Annotated in this window: 13 protein-coding genes; 3 read left to right on the top strand and 10 right to left on the bottom strand. The window is 62.7% G+C overall.

Going from position 1 to position 18,125, the window contains the following annotated elements; genetic code table 11:
* Window positions 1-3: 3 nt before the first annotated feature.
* Entirely contained in the window at window positions 4-1,362 is a 1,359-nt protein-coding gene (locus BLIJ_RS05525; protein WP_012577441.1) for an MATE family efflux transporter, read from the top strand.
* On the opposite strand, the gene brnQ is transcribed toward BLIJ_RS05525, so the two are convergent.
* The 3 genes from brnQ to tkt all read right to left on the bottom strand — a co-directional run bounded on the left by brnQ (window position 1,359) and on the right by tkt (window position 6,305).
* Window positions 1,359-2,717: a branched-chain amino acid transport system II carrier protein gene (gene brnQ / locus BLIJ_RS05530; protein ID WP_012577442.1), complete on the bottom strand. Its 1,359-nt coding sequence runs from the start codon at window positions 2,715-2,717 to the stop codon at window positions 1,359-1,361. The genes BLIJ_RS05525 and brnQ overlap by 4 nt on opposite strands.
* A gap of 184 nt (window positions 2,718-2,901) precedes the next feature.
* The gene (gene tal / locus BLIJ_RS05535; RefSeq protein ID WP_012577443.1) at window positions 2,902-4,005 is read right to left on the bottom strand and encodes a transaldolase; all 1,104 of its coding nucleotides are present in this window, start codon (window positions 4,003-4,005) and stop codon (window positions 2,902-2,904) included.
* 191 nt (window positions 4,006-4,196) lie between these two features.
* Entirely contained in the window at window positions 4,197-6,305 is a 2,109-nt protein-coding gene (gene tkt / locus BLIJ_RS05540) for a transketolase (protein WP_012577444.1), read from the bottom strand.
* Between the two features lie 374 nt (window positions 6,306-6,679).
* Here tkt and hrcA point away from each other — a divergent pair, with 374 nt between their 5' ends.
* The gene (hrcA, locus tag BLIJ_RS05545) at window positions 6,680-7,798 is read left to right on the top strand and encodes a heat-inducible transcriptional repressor HrcA (protein ID WP_012577445.1); all 1,119 of its coding nucleotides are present in this window, start codon (window positions 6,680-6,682) and stop codon (window positions 7,796-7,798) included.
* A gap of 55 nt (window positions 7,799-7,853) precedes the next feature.
* Window positions 7,854-8,999 (top strand): molecular chaperone DnaJ, encoded by a 1,146-nt coding sequence (dnaJ, locus tag BLIJ_RS05550; protein ID WP_012577446.1) that lies wholly within the window; start codon window positions 7,854-7,856, stop codon window positions 8,997-8,999.
* A gap of 232 nt (window positions 9,000-9,231) precedes the next feature.
* On the opposite strand, the gene BLIJ_RS05555 is transcribed toward dnaJ, so the two are convergent.
* The 7 genes from BLIJ_RS05555 to BLIJ_RS05585 all read right to left on the bottom strand — a co-directional run bounded on the left by BLIJ_RS05555 (window position 9,232) and on the right by BLIJ_RS05585 (window position 18,115).
* A complete protein-coding gene (locus BLIJ_RS05555; RefSeq protein ID WP_012577447.1) occupies window positions 9,232-9,492 on the bottom strand; it encodes a phage holin in 261 nt (86 codons plus the stop codon).
* A gap of 69 nt (window positions 9,493-9,561) precedes the next feature.
* A complete protein-coding gene (locus BLIJ_RS05560; protein ID WP_014484802.1) occupies window positions 9,562-10,689 on the bottom strand; it encodes a GH25 family lysozyme in 1,128 nt (375 codons plus the stop codon).
* A 116-nt stretch (window positions 10,690-10,805) separates the two neighbouring features.
* The gene (locus BLIJ_RS05565; protein ID WP_012577449.1) at window positions 10,806-11,186 is read right to left on the bottom strand and encodes a hypothetical protein; all 381 of its coding nucleotides are present in this window, start codon (window positions 11,184-11,186) and stop codon (window positions 10,806-10,808) included.
* Window positions 11,186-11,479, bottom strand: coding sequence for a hypothetical protein (locus BLIJ_RS05570; RefSeq protein WP_012577450.1), 294 nt, complete (start codon window positions 11,477-11,479; stop codon window positions 11,186-11,188). Before BLIJ_RS05570 ends, BLIJ_RS05565 begins: the two co-directional genes overlap by 1 nt.
* Window positions 11,480-11,510: 31 nt before the next feature.
* On the bottom strand, window positions 11,511-15,962 hold the full coding sequence (locus BLIJ_RS05575; protein WP_231837868.1) for a hypothetical protein: 4,452 nt from the start codon (window positions 15,960-15,962) through the stop codon (window positions 11,511-11,513).
* 36 nt (window positions 15,963-15,998) lie between these two features.
* The gene (locus BLIJ_RS05580) at window positions 15,999-17,219 is read right to left on the bottom strand and encodes a hypothetical protein (RefSeq protein ID WP_012577452.1); all 1,221 of its coding nucleotides are present in this window, start codon (window positions 17,217-17,219) and stop codon (window positions 15,999-16,001) included.
* A complete protein-coding gene (locus BLIJ_RS05585) occupies window positions 17,216-18,115 on the bottom strand; it encodes a hypothetical protein (RefSeq protein WP_012577453.1) in 900 nt (299 codons plus the stop codon). The genes BLIJ_RS05580 and BLIJ_RS05585 overlap by 4 nt, the downstream gene beginning before the upstream one ends.
* Window positions 18,116-18,125 lie beyond the last annotated feature (10 nt).

Here is an 18,125-nt window from a genome sequence, read left to right on the forward strand (position 1 = left end):
CCCATGGCGCATACAGACGCACTTGATTCAGGGCTGGGCGTCACGCCGGTGCCCCGTCTGGCCCTCACCATGTCGTTCCCCGCCATCGTGGCGCAGGCGGCGAACGCCTCGTACACGATCATCGACCGGATGTTCATAGGGCATATCCCCGAAGTCGGCAATGCGGCGATGACGGGAGTCGGCATCTGTTTCCCGATTCTGTTGGCCGTCACCGCCTTCGCCTCGCTGATCGGCGCCGGCGGCGCGCCGCGCGCCTCCATTGAACTCGGTCGCGGCAACTTCAAGAAGGCCGAGCGTATCCTCGGTACCAGCACGGCGTTCCTCGTCGTCATAGCCCTGACCCTCACCGCGGTGCTGCAGTCGGTGAAACGGCCGATTCTCTATGCCTTCGGCGCTAGCGACGCGACCATCGCCTATGCGACCGATTTCATCACCATCTACCTGATCGGCACCGTTTTCGTGCAGTTGACGCTCGGGCTGAACAGCTTCATCTCGGCGCAGGGCAAGACCACGGTGGCCATGGTCTCGGTGCTCATCGGCACCGGTGCGTCCATGGTTCTCGATCCCGTGTTCATTTTCGTTTTCGGATGGGGCGTCAGGGGAGCGGCCGCCGCGAATGTGATCGCACAACTGATTTCGACGGTATGGATCGTGCTGTTCCTTTCCTCGGGGCGCAGCGCCATTCGTCTGCGCCCGGCGAACATCCGAATCGACCGAATCATCATTCCCGTGTTGACGCTTGGTCTGGCGCCCTTCATCATGCAGATTACGGAATGTCTGATCAATGTGGTGTTCAATGTCGGTCTGCAGCGGTACGGCGGTGATGATTACGTCACCTCGATCACCATCATCACGTCGCTGATACAGGTCGTGGGCGTACTGACCGGCGGTTTTCAGCAGGGCATCCAGCCGATCATAGGGTTCAATTTCGGCGCCCGCAATATGCGGCGCGTCCGGCAGGCGATTCGCATGGCCTTCGTCACGCAGATCGCCTCCGCCACGGCGTTGGTGTCGGTGCTTGCCGCATTCCCGGGATTCTTCGCATCATGGTTCACCACGGAACAGACGGTCATCGACATCGTGACCCGCATGATGCCGATCTTCGTATGCGGCTGGGGCGTCTTCGGCATCCAGCTGGGCGCGCAATGCGCATTCGTCGGCATGGGGCAGGCCGGACAGTCGGTGTTCCTGGCCGTCTTCCGCAAGGTCATCCTGCTTGTACCGCTCGCATTGCTACTGCCGCATTGGCTCGGCGTCGATGGCATCTTCATCGCCGAACCCATCTCCGACGCCACCTCGGGCATGGTGGCCGGTCTGCTGTTCCTCATCACCTACCGCAGGATCCGACGGAATCTGGTCTAGATGTCGCGGCCGGCAGGCGTGACGCGCCGCTTGTCGACGATGCCGGCAATGACGCCGATGACGGCGGGTAGGATCCAGCCGAGCTGGTACTGCTGCAAGGGCAGTGCGGCCAGCGCGGCATCCAGCCAGGCGATGTCGCCGCCGAACACGACGGCCAAGCTGGAGACACAGGTGGCGAAGGAGGTGACGGCCACCAGCAGCACGGTCCAGAAATAGACGCGCGGGAACCGCGCGCCGAGCATGGTATGGGTGAGCGCGAGCAGCACCAGTACGATGGCGATCGGATACAATGCGGACAGTACCGGCACGGAGACCTTGATGATCGCGCTCAGTCCGGCGTTGGAGACGATGAAGCTGAACACGGTGAAGATGACCTGCCACGTGCGGTAGCTCGGCGTTCGTCCCGCGATGGAGCGGAATCTGGCGTGGAAATAGGTGGCGCAGGTGCAGATCAGTCCGGTGCACACGTTGAGGCAGGCTATGACGAACACGATACCGAGGAACGCGGTGCCGAAGGTGCCGAACAGGGACGAGGTGAGGTTGGTGAGCACGGTCGCGCCCGTGTCCTTTGCCGGGTCGATGGCGCTGATGGCGCCGGATACCGCTCCCACATAGCTCAGCGCTCCATAGATCACGATGAGCAGAACGCCGGTGCCAAGACCGGCGTATGCGGTCTCCTTCTGCACTTGGATCTCGTCATCGATGTGCTGGGCGCGGATGTTCGCGGAGATCACGATGCCGAAGTACAGCGCGGCGAGCAGATCCATGGTCTGGTAGCCGTCGAGGAAGCCTCGCGTCACCTGATTGGCGAAGTAGTCGCCCATCGGTTTGGCCGGCGTGCCGATGCCGTGTACCAGGCATGCGACGAACAGGATGGCGATCAGCACCAGCAGCAGCGGTCCCATGAAACGTCCAAGCACCTTGGAGAGTTTCTCGGGATGCTGGGCGAGCAGGAAGGCCAATGCGAAGAACACGCACGAGTAGATGAGTTGCGCGAGCCAGCCGTAGGAAGCCGGCACGAAAGGCGACACCATCATCTCGAATGACGTGGTGGCCGTGCGCGGAATCGCAAAGCAGGGGCCGATGGTAAGCATGATCGCCACACCAAGAAACAGGGCGAATCCGGGGGAGACCCGTCGGGCGAGCCCATCGAATCCCCCTGCGAAGGTGACCGCGAGGACGCCGAGAATCGGCAATCCGACCGCGGAGACGATGAAGCCGACGGCTGCCGGCATGGTCGCCGATCCGGCCTGCGCGCCAACGAATGGAGGGAAGATCAGGTTGCCCGCCCCGAAGAACATCGAAAAGAAGGTAAATGTCATCACCAACCGTTGGTGCGCGACAAGCTTGTTCATTGCGGAAAACACCTTTCTCCCGTGTGGCCGTAGCACTATGGCATCGGATTGTCCCCGGGTCTGCGCATGACGGGTCTCCCTTCCGGGGCACCCTCGCAGAGGATACGCATAAGCCCCGACCGGTTGGGGTCGGGGCTTATCGAACCGTCAATCCGGCACGTCAATCACGCGCCGGCGTCGCGGCTCAGGCGTTCACGCGGTCGATGCCGGACTGGACGTCGGCCAGCACGGAATCCCAAGACTTGATGAAGGCGGCGACACCGTCGGCCTCCAGCTTGTCGGTGACGTCCTTGAGGTTGATGCCCAGCTCAGCCAGCTTGTTGATGACGGCGTGGGACTCCTCGAAGGTGCCCTCGATGGACGGAGCGCCGTTGCCGTGGTCGGCAAGAGCGTTCAGGGTCTTCTCCGGCATGGTGTTGACGATGTGCTTGGCGACCAGCTCGTCAACGTACTTGCAGTCGGAGTAGGCGGCGTTCTTGGTGCCGGTGGAGGCCCACAGCGGACGCTGGACCTTGGCGCCCTTGGCGGCCAAGGCGGCCCAACGCGGATCCTCGGCGAACTTCTTCTCGAAGAGCTCGTAGGCCAGACGGGCGTTGGCCACGGCGGCCTTGCCCTCGAGGGCCTTGGCTTCGTCGGAGCCGTTGGCTTCCAGCAGCTTGTCGACGGCGCTGTCCACGCGGGAGACGAAGAAGGAGGCGACGGAGCCGATGTGCTTCAGGTCGTGGCCGTTGGCGTCAGCCTGGGCGATGCCCTCGATGAAGGCGTCGATGACCTGCTCGTAACGCTCGAGCGAGAAGATCAGGGTGACGTTCACGGAGATGCCCTTGGCCAGGGTGGCGGTGATCGCCGGCAGGCCCTCGAGGGTCGCCGGGATCTTGATCATGGCGTTCGGACGGTTGACCTTCTCCCAGAGTTCCACAGCCTGCTTGGCGGTGTTCTCGGTGTCGTGGGCCAGACGGGGATCGACCTCGATGGAGACACGGCCGTCGACGAAGTCGGTAGCCTCAGCGATCTCGCGGAAGATGTCGGTGGCGTTGCGCACATCGGTGGTGGTGAGCTCGCGGACAGCGGTCTCAACGTCAACCTTGCCGAGCTCCTTGAGCTGAGCGTCGTACGGGCCGACCTGGCTCAGGGCCTTCTGGAAGATGGACGGGTTGGTGGTGACGCCGACCACGTTCTTGTTGGCGATGAGGTCCTGCAGGGAGCCGGACTCGATGCGGGAGCGGGACAGGTCGTCCAGCCAGATGGAAACGCCGTTGTCGGACGTACGCTGAGTTGCTTCAGTCATGTTTATTCTCCTTATATTCCCTATTGGAACAAATCTGTAGGGCATACCCCTGCGATCTGCAGGGTCTGCGGCACGGCGGACGGACCCGGACCTTCGATGACCGGCCACGCCGGCGGTCTTGGCCCATCCGTCATACGATCGTCTCCCGCTGTGGAGACTGACGACTCAACTCGCCAGCGGGAGACGCATGATCACTTGGCGGCTTCGGCTTCGGCGATGGAGGCCTTGGCGGCTTCCACGACGTGCTCGGCGGTGATGCCAAGGTCGATCATGTTCTGAGCGCCATCGCCCTGCAGGCCGAACTGCTCGATGGAGACGGGCTTGCCGTAGGAGCCGAGGTACTTGTACCACGGCATGGCGACGCCGGCCTCGACGGAGACGCGGGCCTTGACGGCGGCCGGCAGCACGGCCTCCTTGTACTCGGCGTCCTGCTCCTCGAACCATTCGAGGGACGGCACGGACACGACGCGAGCCTTGACGCCCTCGCCGGCCAGGGTCTTGGCGGCGGCCACGGCCCACTGGACCTCGGAGCCGGAAGCCATGAGGATGACGTCCGGGGTGCCCTCGGTGTCCACGAGCACGTAGGCGCCCTTGCGAACGCCTTCCTTGGCCTTGGCGGCGGTCTCGGCGAGCACCGGGACGCCCTGACGGGTCAGGATCATGGCGCCGGGCAGCGTGTTCTTCTTCTCGAAGAAGTAGCGGTAGGCCTCGGCGGTCTCGAAGGCGTCGGCCGGGCGGATGACCTCAAGCTGAGGAATCGCGCGGAAGGAGGCCAGGTGCTCGACCGGCTGATGGGTCGGGCCGTCCTCGCCGACGGCGACGGAGTCGTGGGACCAGATGTACAGGTTCGGGATCTGCATGAGGGCGGCCAGACGGACGGCGGAACGCTCGTAGTCGGAGAACATGAAGAAGGTACCGCCGAACGGACGGGTGTGCGAACCGAGCAGGATGCCGTTGGTGATGCAGCCCATGGCGAACTCACGCACGCCGAAGTGAAGCTGGCGGCCGAACTCGTTGCAATTCGGCCACTGAACGGTGGCGCACTCGGCCGGGGCGAAGGTGGCGGCGCCCTTGAGGTCGGTCTTGTTGGAGCCGCCGAGGTCGGCGGAGCCGCCCCAGAGTTCCGGCATGACGGCGGCGATGGCGTTGAGCACGGAGCCGGAGGCGCCGCGGGTGGCGACGTTCTTGCCGACTTCGAAGGTGGCCTCAAGGTCGTCCAGGGCCTTATCGAAGCCTTCCGGCAGCTCGCCGGCCTTCAGGCGGTCGTACAGGGCGGCCTTGTCCGGGTTGGCCTTGCGCCAGGCGTCGAACTTCTCGTCCCAGGCCTTGTGGGCTTCCAGGCCGCGATCGGCGACCTTGCGGGCGTGGGCCAGGGCTTCTTCGTCGACGTGGAAGGACTCCTCCGGATCGTAGCCGAGGAGCTTCTTGAGGCCGGCGACGGCCTCGGCGCCCAGCTTGGAGCCGTGGGAGGACGGGTCGTTGGTCTTGCCCGGGGTCGGCCAGGCGATCAGGGAGTGGACCTTGATGAGCTTCGGCTGGTCCGGAGCGGCCTTCTCGGCCTTGGCGATGACGTCGGCCAGGCCTTCGATGTCCTCCTTGTAGGAGCCGTCGGGCTGGATGAAGCTGAACTCGTCGGTGTACCAGCCGTATGCCTGGAAGCGCTTGAGCACGTCCTCGGCCAGCACCAGGTTGGTGTCGCCTTCGATTTGGATGCGGTTGGCGTCGAAGATCACGGTCAGGTTGCCGAGCTTCTGGTTGGCGGCCAGGGAAGCGGCCTCGCCGGAGATGCCCTCCTCGATGTCGCCTTCGCCGCAGATGGCCCAGATCTTGTGGTAGAACGGGGAATCTTCCTTCGGGGTCTCCGGGTCAAGCAGACCGCGCTGGAAACGCTCGCCGTAGGCGAAGCCGATGGCGGAGGCGAGACCCTGACCCAGAGGACCGGTGGTCATTTCGATGCCCGGGGTCAGGCCGTACTCCGGGTGGCCCGGGGTGCGGGTGGCCGCGCTGCCACGGAAGCTCTTGAGGTCGTCCAGGGTCACGCCGTAACCGGAGAAGTACAGCTGGACGTACTGGGTGAGGGAGGCGTGGCCACCGGAAAGGATGAAGCGATCGCGGCCTTCCCAGTTGGGATCATTCGGATCGTGCTTGATGAAGTGCTGGTACAGCGTGTAGGCGACGGGCGCCAGGGAGACGGGGGAGCCGGGGTGGCCGGAGCCCGCCTTCTCAACCGCGTCAGCCGAAAGGACCTTCGCCATCTTGATGGCGCGCTCGTCGAGCTCGGTCTCCTTGAATTCGGTCATGGATTACTTTCCTTCCAATTGGTCGGGCCGCGTATCCGGCTTGTGCCGGGCGCTTGACGCCCTCACATTGCGATTACCATGCTACCGTCGGTTTGCGACGTTGTGGTGCAATTTTGGCGTGTTCTGGTAGTTTGTGTTCTGTTAACGTTCACAGTGAACATTGCTACGCTGCAAACGAACGCATTAGCACTCAAGCCTAAGGAGTGCTAATACAATGTTCTAGGATGAAGTGCGCCACCTGCACGTGGCGGAGCCAAGAAAGAGGCAATATTTCTGGGTTCCCGCGTGTCGCGGCGTGGCGAACCGACCGTCGGGGTACGCCCTGAGTGAACCGTGACTGATATGAATATGTGTATATATATGAGGAGGCGCGCATGACGCAATCAAGACGCATGCTGGTGCTGCGCGCCGTGGTGGAGGATTACATCCGTTCTCAGGAGCCCGTGGGCTCCACTTCGCTGACGCGCGACCATGATCTCGGCGTCAGTTCGGCCACCATCCGTAACGACATGGCCGCTCTGGAGGACGAAGGCTATCTGATTCAGCCGCACACTTCGGCCGGTCGTGTGCCCACCGAAAAGGGCTATCGATACTTTGTGGACCGACTTGCTACCGTGGTGCCGCTCAGCGAGGCGCAACGCCGCGGCATCAACAGCTTCCTGTCCGGATCGGTGAGCCTCAAGGACGCGCTGCAGCGTTCGGCACGACTCTTGTCCGAAATCACCGGTCAAGTGGCCGTAGTCACCTCGCCATCGCTGGCCAAGGCCACATTGCGGCATGTGGAGATGGTACCCGTTGCCATGACCACGTTGCTCGCGGTGGTGATTACCGACACCGGCCGCGTGGCCCAGCACGGCCTGACCATCGCATCCATGCCCGCCGTGGACGAGATCAACCGGCTCTCCAACACCGTCAACGAACAATGTGTCGGACTGTCCCTATCGAAATCCGCGGAGACCGTGCGATCCATCGCCGCCAGCGCCGGCTACGAGTCGGTGCGCGGCGTGGCCGACGCGCTGGCCGACGCCTTCGAATCGATGGCATTGGACGAACGTGCGAACGAACTGTACATGTCCGGCACCTCGCACCTGGCCCACTCCCGGTCCCTGACCGATCTGGCCCCGCTCTTCGACGCGCTGGAAGAACAGGTCGTGCTGATGAAGCTCATGAGCAACCTGAGCGAGGAGACGAATGCATCCGGCGTGGGCGTGGCCATCGGCTCCGAAATGCACACCCCCGGCCTGCTGCATGCTTCCGTGGTCAGCAGTGGCTATGGGCGCAGCGGTGAGGCGGGCGAACCGGCGGGGAACGATCCCGTAGGCGAACCCGAAACCGAATCCGAGACGGAGAGCCAGACGAACGACATGGAACCCATCGCCTTCGTTGGCTCCATAGGGCCGACCCACATGGACTATGCGGCCACTATGGCCGCCGTCAGGGCCGTAGCCAGATATTTGACCGCCTTCCTCTCCGAAGGCCGGACCCAAGACTGACCGCCGTCTGTGGCACAATGACCCGCAGACCAAACGAACACAAAGGATCAATCAAGTGGCAGATTATTACGAGACGCTGGGTGTGGAACGCGGCGCCAGTGACGACGAGATCAAGAAGGCATACCGCAAGCTCAGCCGTAAGTACCACCCCGACATCGCGGGCCCTGAATTCGAGGACAAGTTCAAGGAAGTGAACAACGCCTACGATGTGCTGTCCAATCCGGACAAGCGCCGCATGTATGATTCGGGCGTCGACCCGAACGATCCGAACGCCGGTGCCGGCGGCTTCTCCGGGGCGGGCTTCGGCGATATGAGCGACGTGTTCTCCACGTTCTTCGGTTCCGCGTTCGGTGGTGGCTCACAGGGCCCGGTGCCGCGTACCCAGCCCGGCCGCGACGCCCTGGCCTCCGCGTCCATCGACCTGAAGACCGCCGTGTTCGGCGGCACCGCGCATGTCAAGATCAATACGTTCTCCCTGTGTCAGGAGTGCGGTGGCTCCGGTGCCCAGGGCGGCGCGCAGCCGGTCACCTGCCCCGACTGCCACGGCCAGGGATTCATGCAGAAGGTCGTGCGCACCATGCTCGGCCAGATGATGACCTCCGCCCCCTGCGAACGTTGCGAGGGCCACGGTACCATCATCCAGAACCCGTGCCCCAGCTGCATGGGCCACGGCCGTGTGCGCACCACACGTACCGTGGGCGTCACCGTGCCCGCCGGCATCAACGACAACGCGCGTCTACGCTTGGCCAATCAGGGCGAAGTGGGTGAGGGCGGCGGCGCTGCCGGCGACCTGTACATCGACATTCGCATCAAAGCGGATAAGCAGTTCACTCGCGATGGCGACGACCTGCACTGCTGGATTCAGGTGCCGATGAGCTGGGCCGTGCTCGGCCACGATCTGTCCATTAACACGTTTGACGGTGAGAAGACCGTGTCCATCCCGGCCGGCTGTCAGCCTGAGGATACGGTGACGCTGAAGGGACTGGGCGTCACGAACATCCGCAACAAGGACGAGCGTGGCAACCTCATCGCCCACGTCAATGTGCTGATTCCCACCAAGCTCAACGAAACCGAGCGCGGCCTCATCGAACAGTTCGCCGCCTCGCACGATTCAGGCGCCACGCACGTCTCCCAGGCATCCCGTCCACAGGCTGGCCAAAAGAAAGGCTTCTTCAGCAAGTTAAAAGACGCACTGAGCTGAGAACGGGTTGGAAAATGGCCGCTTTGCCTTGCGGAAGTAGGGCTGAGCGGCTTTTTTCGTTTTAACCAGTTTTAACGGTTTTTAACCTGTTTTTACGGAAAATGTGGGCAAAATGTGGGCAGAAATCGAGCCCGCGAAGCCCTCTGCCACAACGCGAAATCGGCCCCGTCCGGCAGCAGTCAAGCTCTGTGCGAGCTGTCTGCGATGCCGGACGGGGCCGAACTATGTGTGGTTATGCGGCGCGGTCGAGGCGCTGTTTGATGGCGCTGACGCCGATGAGCGCGCCGGCGAGGATGCCGAGCGCGTTGAGCGTGGTCACTATCGCGTCCACGTGGGGCCAGCCCCATGCGGGGCCGACCGTGCCCACGAACAGGGCGAGTGCGGGCAGGACGATGAGGCCCAGCCATTTGAGGATGTCGTAGACGCGGCTGGGGATGAGCCAGTCGGGCACGATGTCGGTGGATGCCGGTGTATCGGTTGGATTGTCGGTCATGTTTGCTCCGATCGTAAAAATGATGGTGATGCCGTCACCCGCATAATCGGGTGGCGGCATCGGTTTGGGTTAGCGGCAGGTCACCGTGTCGCCCACGTAGTAGACGTTGATGTTGCCGCTGGGGACCGAACACTGGGAGACGCTGTAGCCGTGGGAGGTGGCGAACTCCCACACGGTGTCGCCCCACTGGAGGACCTTGGAGACCCCGGTGGACGATGCGGGGGCGGCAGTAGAGCCGCCGCCGTAGGTGACGACATCGCCCACGTAGTAGCGGTTGATGTCACCGCTTGGCGTGTGCCATGCGGACAGGGGCCATGCGTTGTAGGCTACGGCGAGTCCCCAGATGGTCTCGCTCCACTGCATGACGTGGCTGATGCCACCCGTGTTGGTGTCGGCCGGGGGAGTGTTCGGCTGTGCGGGCGCGGCCGGTGTGGCCGGGGGCGTGGAGCCGCCGGCGGGGTTGGCGTACAGGTCCCACTGCCATGCGTCGCCACGGAAGATGTTGAGGTCGATGGGACTCCACGTGTTGACGACACCGGTGCCGCTGTATTGGCGCATGGCCTCGCCGTATGCGCCGATCATCCACGGGTTGGCCTGATAGCCGGTCGGGCTCATGTTGGCGTACTGGGCGATCCACAAACCGTACCGGTCGCGGATGTCCTGCGGGATGGTGCCGGCGACCGGGCCGGTGTACAGCAATGGGCGCACACCACCCGACAACCGTTCGCACTCATTCATGAATCGGCGTACCCAATCCCAGTTGCCCCATGCGGGGTTGTCGTCCATCTCCCAGTCGAGCGCCACGATGCCGTGACGCCAATAGTTCGACGTGTTCCGGTAGAAGAATTGGGCTTCGGCCTCTGGGTTGCCTCCCATCGCGTAATGGTAGAGGCCGAATTTCTTGCCGGATTCCTGCGCTTGGGCGATCATGCGGTTGGCGTCCGTGTTGACGCCGGACACGAGACAGTTGTTGTACACCTGTCCCGTGCCCCATGTGGTGCCGACGACAACGAAGTCGGCCTGCGTGTTGGCGATGTCGATGCCGCACTGCCAGTTGGACACGTCGATGCCCTGCATGTCGGCCATCGCCGCCGGGGCGAACGCCATGGAGACCGCGGCGACGAGCGCGGTCAGCGTCATGCCCACGCGCCGGTGCAGGAGTCCGTGTTTAGACTTGTTTTTGTCGAGGATTCCCACATCCTCTCCTTCCCGCCCGGTTTCCCGGGCAAACGAAAAGGCCGCCCGGAATGGGTGGCCTATGGTTGAAAATCGCATGCGGCGATGTGATGCGAGGTGGGCGGCAAGCCGCCGCATCAGCCGGCATCCCGCGCCGCGACGGTCTCGGGCGCGATGTCGGCGCGCAGCTCGTCCGGCAGGCCCGGTTTCGGATGGCGCGCCATGAACGCGGGGTCGGTGATCTCACAGAACTCCTGCAGCCAGTGGAAAAGCGAACGGGTGTACGCCGTGAGCGCGAAGTACTTGCGCTGCTGTCTCTCCAGATGCTCGATCTGCTCCTCCTGGTCGTCCACCTGCTCACGCAATGGCTTGATGACCGAATCGGTCAGGATGTCGCACGCCTGCGCGGCGATCTGCGCCGTGTCCTTGCGACGCGAGGAGACGGCGCCGATGATGGCGCCCACTCCACCGCTGCCGACGAGAGCGGTGATCGCCGCCGTCCAGAACTCCGGAGGCATCACTCGCCCGCCTCGTCGGAACGCCATGTCTTGATCTTGGTGATGGCGGCGAGCTTCGTGGCAGTGACCGTGGCGGAGCACTTGGTGTCCATGTCAGAGATGGTCGCCTCTCCCGCCTGACGGTCCTTGAGCACGGCCGTCACGCCGCGCGTGTAGTCGCACCATACCTCCCCGTCCGCGCCGCCGTGGTCGAACGTGAGCCCGAGACGGAGCAGCTGGTATACGATGCTGCCTTTGGGTGGGCGCAGATCGAGCACGCCGGTCTCCGCAGTTGTTTCGTTGTCATTGGCCATGATGGCCTCCTTTCTGTTTGTTCTTTTGGATTCATTGGGCGATGCTCAGCTGGTCGAGTGACACCCAGTCCCAGACGCCGTAGATCTTCACCTGTTTTGTGTTGGCCGGTACGTACGTGTTCGTCCATTCGAGCTTGCCGTTCCGGTAGGCGGGCAGGAGGAAGTTCCGGTTTACGGGTGTCGTAGCCAGGTCGAGCAGGTCGGGGTCGGCGAAGAGGCTGTTGTCGCCATTGACCGTGGTCTTGACTCTGCCTCGGAAGCGCAGGCAGCCTCCCCGGTACCCGTACGACGCGTAACCCTCGCATCCATTGCCTGTCGTGATGGTCTGCCAGCCGGTCTGCCATATCTGGACCGATTCGTGGTTGTTGAAGACGGCCCCCGCCGTGTTCATGCGGAGCGCGAAATGGTTGTCTCCGTATGGTCCCGCCGTCAGCCGGTCGAGGTGGCTTCCATCGCTCAGCTTGAGCTTCGATTTGATGGCCAGGAGGTCGTGGCCGAGCTTGACCACATCCTCGACGGCGCCGTCCGCGGCGTGGGTCTTCACGTGGAAGGCGCCGTCGGTGCCGACCAGTGCGGACGGTCCTGTGAACACGCCGTTCGACCGCTTGCCCACCTGTACGCCGTCGGATGTGAGGCTGATGCAGTCCTCCAAGGCCCCCACGCGCGACCGTGCATCGGACGCGTCCGATTTGGCCGTGTTGGCCAAATCCCGCGCCGTCTGGTTTTCGGCCTTCGTCGCGAACCTGACATCCAGACTCGCGTTGTTCTGCGTGATCTTCGAACTGATCTCCTGCGTGACGCCGGATTTCGTCGCGTACGTCGACGACACCGTGCTTGTGATGCTGTTCGCGGTGGCGGTGATGTCCGATTTGGTGGCCAGTCCCGACCCGTCCGCGCCACGGTAATTCTGCATCACGCCCAAGGCCACCGACTTGCTGGTCTGGTCGACGTAGCTGCGCGTGCTGAGCGTGTCGTACGCGAGGTTCTGCGCGACGCCGTTCGTGGGTTCCGAGTCCAGTATCCTCTCGCCGCTGCAGTTTGGGCCGTCGTTCCATGACCGGTAGTCGCCCTGGAGCGCGTAGTGCCCGCTCCACCAGGCCCACGGCAGGTACGCCCAGATGTCGCAACTCCGATCGTCGAACGCGAGCACCTTGACCTTCACGTCATCCGCGTTGCGGATGCGGTTCACGCTCACGCCGAACGCGTGCGATGCGGACGGATGTTCTTGCCAGCCATCCTTGACGAAGATCTCGAACTCCGCGTTCTGGCGGGCAGCGCCGTTGAAGCCGTCGCCGGAGTAGACGTGCAGAAGGACGCTCGACGAGTCGCCGTTGCTGGTGAGATAGCCGAGCTTGACCCATTTCGCCTTGCCCGACGCGCCACCAAGCGTGAATGTGCGGGTCGCGCTCTTCCTCAACGCCTCGGTCGCATCGAGGGTCGTGTAGGTCTGGCCGACCGTCGATTTGATCGAGGAGGCCGACTGGTCGATCCTGGACTGCACCTCGGCTTTGCTCGGATAGTCCCCCTTGGTCTGGTAGGTCGCCGCGACAGTGGATTTGAAACCATCGAGGTTCTGTTCCAGACTGCTGACCCTGCTCGTGTCGGCCTTGCCGCCGATCTGCTGCGACAGGGTCGTGTTGATCCTGTCAACCTTCTGGGACACCTGGCTGATGGTGGTCGTGTTTCCCTGGGCGGTCTTGGCGACCTCCGTCACCTTGCCTGTGATTTCGTCGGCCTTCTGCGTCAGGGCGCTGGTGGTGGCATAGGAGGACATGCCGTTCTTGGACTGGTATCTCTCCGACACTTCGCCGCGGATCTGGTTCGCCGTCTGCATCAGTGAGGAATTCGTGGCGTAATCTCCTGCTGGCTGCAATCCGGTCACGTCCGTGCAGGTGACGTTCGCCACATACCACTGCGTCGAACCGCTATCCCACGGCCAGTTGTCGATCTGGAAGTACACGCAGCCGCGGGATTTCCCGGCCGGACAGGCGAAACGCCATGTGGCGGCCATCCACCCATCGCCCAATGGTGTCGTCGATTCCGCTTTGACAAACCCCTCATATGCGGGTCCGCTGGTCAGATGCGTGTACCAGATACCAGCATGTAGCGGCAAACCGCCTTTGATCTGCTTGCAGTAAGCGGTGATGACATACGTGCGCCCCGGTATGACGGGGAAACTGGTGTCAGGATTAAAATTGTCGCGTGCTGCGAGCAGGTTGACCCGGCTGCCGTTCGGCGCGGTGACATTATCCACCAGCGACGTGATCTGCGGCTTGTCAGGGTCGAAAAGCTGATTGCACCAGAGATTCGACCCCGAGGGTCGATTATCCAGATCAGACTTCGTCGCGTACGTGCTGCTAACTTCGGTTTTGAATCCGCTGAGGTTCTGTTCCAAGCTCGGTGTGCGGGACAGCGCATCATTGGCGGTGGTACTGACCTGCGAGATCGTGGCCTTATTGCTGTCGGCGGTGCTCTTGACCTGATTCACCGTCTGCACGGTGGCATCCAAGGTCCTCGCCGTCTCGCCGACCTTCGCGCTCAAGCCATTCGCCGTCTGCTCCAGCGTCGTGACCTTGCTCATCGCGCCAGTGGCGGTCTGAGAGACTTCGGTTACTTCGGCTTTAATGGAGTTCGCCGTCTGGGTCAATTCGGATTTAGTGGAATATGTTTTATGCTCAGATGTAACGTCCTTGACACTCACATGACGGAACTGGAGAACCTTAGCTCCTTCAGAACCAACATATGAAGACATGTATACACGAGTAACTACAGCATTACCGAGATCCTGATATGCCTCATAGGAATGCCATTCACCATCAACAAGATCTTTTAACTTAACGTTGATCGCGAACCAACCAACATCTGTTCCGATGGCGTTGATACTATCACCTTCGGCAACCGTGTCTTTTCCGGATACCAATCGGACATCAATGGCATACCTTATAGTCCTATGAGGTCCGATCTGGTGAAGGATTTCGGATGGGCCATAATCGACATGGTTCTCTTTACCCGGGAAAGTACGCTGAAATACTCCATCGACTATTTCGAGACAGAATTTATTTGGTCGATCAGGATTCGGAATTCCATTTTCGACAATCTCGTCACCAATACCTTTGGACTGATATGTATCAGCTACAGTGGTCTTAAACCCGTTCAGGTTCGCTTCGAGATTCGTCGCCTTATCGACGGCACCCTGGGCGGTTTTCGCGTTGGAATTGATGCTCGCGGCCAGCGAATCCGACGTGGCCTTCAGGCTCGTCTGCGTCGCATACGTGGCATCGTTATCAGACTTCGTGGCATAGTTCTTGCTCAGGTTCGCGGAAATACCGTCGGCGGTCTGCTGCGCCTTCGACGCGGCCGTGACAGCGCCATCCGCCATCTGCCTCACCGAGGATAGGGACGAGGATAATTCATTGCTCGTGGCCTTAAGCTCCGCCTTCGTGCTGTACTTGGCGTCCGAATCCTTGGCGGTCTGATAATCCTTGCTCAGAGTCGCGTTGATGCCGTCCGCAGTGGCCTGCGCCTTGGAAGCCGCAGTCACGGCACCATCCGCGGTCTGCAGCGACTTCGTGATGTTCGCCTGCAAGCCTTCGGCCGTGGTCTTAAGCTCCGTCTTGGCGGCATACTTTTTATTGGACTCGGCGGTGGACGTGTAATTCTTGCTCAAATTCGCGCTGATACCGTTCGCGGTCTGCTCGACCTGCGTCGCCTTGCTCATCGCATCCGACGCGGTCTTCGTGCTCTGCGATACCGTCGAGCTGAGGCCGGTCACGGTCTGCCGCAAAGAGGTCAGACTCTTAGTCGTGGCCTGACCATCCGAAGCGACGCCCTCGATACGAGTGGACAATGCATCCAGCTTCGTCGTGTGCCCGTTGACGGTCGTGGTCACGTCACCGATCTGCCCGGCCAGCTTATCGCCCTTGTCGCTCGCTGCCTGAGCCTTCGCATCCACATCGGCGATGCTCTTGTCCAATGCGGCCTTGTCCGCATCCACCCTCTGCGAGATTTTGTCCGCGGCGGCCTTGACTTGATTCGCCTTCGCGTCAACGGCGGAAATACTGGATTTGAGCGCCGTCGTCTGCGACTCCAGATCGGAGCGCACACCATCAGCTTTGGCGGCGGAATCCTGCGCCTGCTTGCGCACATCATCGATACCCGCCTGCGCGTCCCGGCGGATCTGCTCGCCCTTGGCGATCGCCTCGTCCGCCTTCGCAGCCGCGGCGATCGCCTTCTGCTGCGCGTCCTTGGCGGCCTTGTCGATGCCGCTCGTGTCCACCAACGGCAGTTGGACGCCGTTCTTGTCCACGCGGTTGACGCCGTCCGAGGCGTTCCCGCCGGCGAGGATGCCACTGCCGTCGCCGGTGTCGATCCACACGCCGCCGCTTCTGCGGGTGAGCAGACCGGTCGCGACCTCCAACGCGTTGAGGCCCGTGCCGAGCAGCAGATCGAGGTCGGACGGGTTGATCTCGCCATGTAATGCCATGAGATAACCTCCAAAAAAGAACATGGGATCCCTGCGTCAGGTGCAGGGGTCTTCGCAGATGTCGAACAGGAGCGTGACCTTGCCGGTCTGGTCGCCGCTCATCTTCATGAGCCGCTGACGGTAGATCCCGTCGGGCAGGTCGGGAAACCCGGTTATGGAGACCTCGAAGATCTCGCCGGGCCAGAATGTGCCGGGTGCGTGCAGGGGCATGCCGGAAGCGTCCACGTCGTTCGCGTCGATCGTGCCGGATAGTTGCATGAGAGGTTTGGAATTCGCGGCGAGCTTGGCCTGCGCGTGCGATTTCAGGACGTCCCAGCTCTTCGCGTCGGGATCGCTGTACACGCCTTCGCGCAACGGCCACGGGTCGGACCGCCGGCACAGGGTCAGGTCCTCGGCCAGACAGCAGATCGTGGCCTTATCGCTCCCGGCGCCGGTCGCGTAGAACCGCTGTGCCGGTGCCATGCGGTCCACCTTCAGATCTTCTAGGGTGCCGCCCAATGGATGGTAGTCCAATGAGTGCACGGTCTTCTGGCCGAGATACACGTCGCCGTCACTCCCGGCCTCGAACCGGTATCGCACGTGCTGCGAATCCGAAAGATACGGCCTGAACTGCATGTCTGGCCCGCTGGTCACGTTCGTGAGCTTCGTGAGTATCTGCTTGCAGGACTGGTTCTGTACGTCCCAGTCCTGGTAGTCCGTACGCTGGTGGCCGCCTTGCTCGCCGAGCCATGGCAGGTCGATGGGGAGCGTGCCGCCGGGCTTGGCGCTGGTGCATTGACGAATCACCTCGCAGGCGATCGCGCGCAGGGACAGTCCCTGCCATGCATACCCGCCGGGGGCCGTGTGCGCCGCGTTGGTGCCGAACCCGTCCTCGTGCGCGAGAATCCTGTCGCCCAGCACGGTCGGGATGCTGTCCAGCGGGATGCTCACATCCTGCTGACTGCTCGACCTGACGCCGAACACCCCACCGATGATCGGCGTGCCCAACGAGGCGTCGCCGTCCAGGACGCCGTGCCAGAAGAGCACGAGGCCGCGTTTGCCGCACATCAGCGCATCCGCCCGCGCGGTCGGCGTGGATCCCGGTATCTGCGACCAGGGCAACTGGAGCCCGGACACCTCGTCCGCGCCCACGCCCTTGTCCCTCGTCGTGGAAAAACTGGAGTTGCTGACGGTCATCGACCATGTGAAGCCGGGGATGTCGATCTGCTGGCCGAGCAGCCCGGTCATCGTGTCGCACAGGCAGGCGCGCCAGCTCATCTCGCCACCCCCTCGTCCTTGACGACGAGCACGCGGCCCACATACGTGTCGCCATTGTCCTTCACGCCGTAATGCGTCACATAGCCCGGGCCCTGTTCGTTGAACATGGCGACGCCGATGGTGTGCGGGCCCTTCGCAAGCTGGAGGGAGCACGTGCATTCATGCGTCACCCACGAATCCGTGTATTCGATTTTCCTCGTGGTGTACAGATTCCCGTCGACGACGAACCGCACCGCGGCCACGCCCTTCGCGCCGTTTTTGCTCGGCGCGGAGACGCACGCGTACATGGTCAGGAGCAGATTGCGGTCGGTCGGCATCTTGAACGTGTCGATCAGGAACGGCGCCGTGTACGCGGGATTGGATGACGCCTGCAGATCCTTGTTCTCCGCGATCCTGGCGAGGATGCCGAGGTTCGCGCCGTAGGGGATCGCGTAGTCCTGCGTGTCGACCATCGTTGCCGATTGGGTGGACGAGGCGGCTGCCGGCATGCGCATGCTCATCAGCCTCGTGCAGCCGGACGGGACGGACGGGGCTACCGGATTCGCGCTTGGCGTGCCCTGTGTGACGCCCACGGCCACCTGGTTGTCCTCGTCGCCCTGAGAGATGTCGTTCGCCTTGAGCCATATGGTGTCTATGCGAGGGTTCGACGGATCGCCGGCCGAGACGGCGACGGTCTGCCCGCCGTTCCAATACGCTTCCGTGTACCCGTCCGCATTGCCGCGTGAGCAGACGGCCACGCCCGCGGCCACGTTGTAGCGCAGGTCGGAGCGACCCGTCACGTCCAATCCGCACACGATGCCGACGTTCTCCCAGTGCGCCTTGATGATCCGGCGGTGGGTCGGCGGGTCCATTCCCCTGCCGGTCGAATCGGGGGCCACTCCCAAAGCTGTAGTCATAATCCCTCCT

The sequence above is a fragment of the Bifidobacterium longum subsp. infantis ATCC 15697 = JCM 1222 = DSM 20088 genome, from assembly GCF_000269965.1.
GTDB classification, from domain to species: Bacteria; Actinomycetota; Actinomycetes; order Actinomycetales; family Bifidobacteriaceae; genus Bifidobacterium; species Bifidobacterium infantis.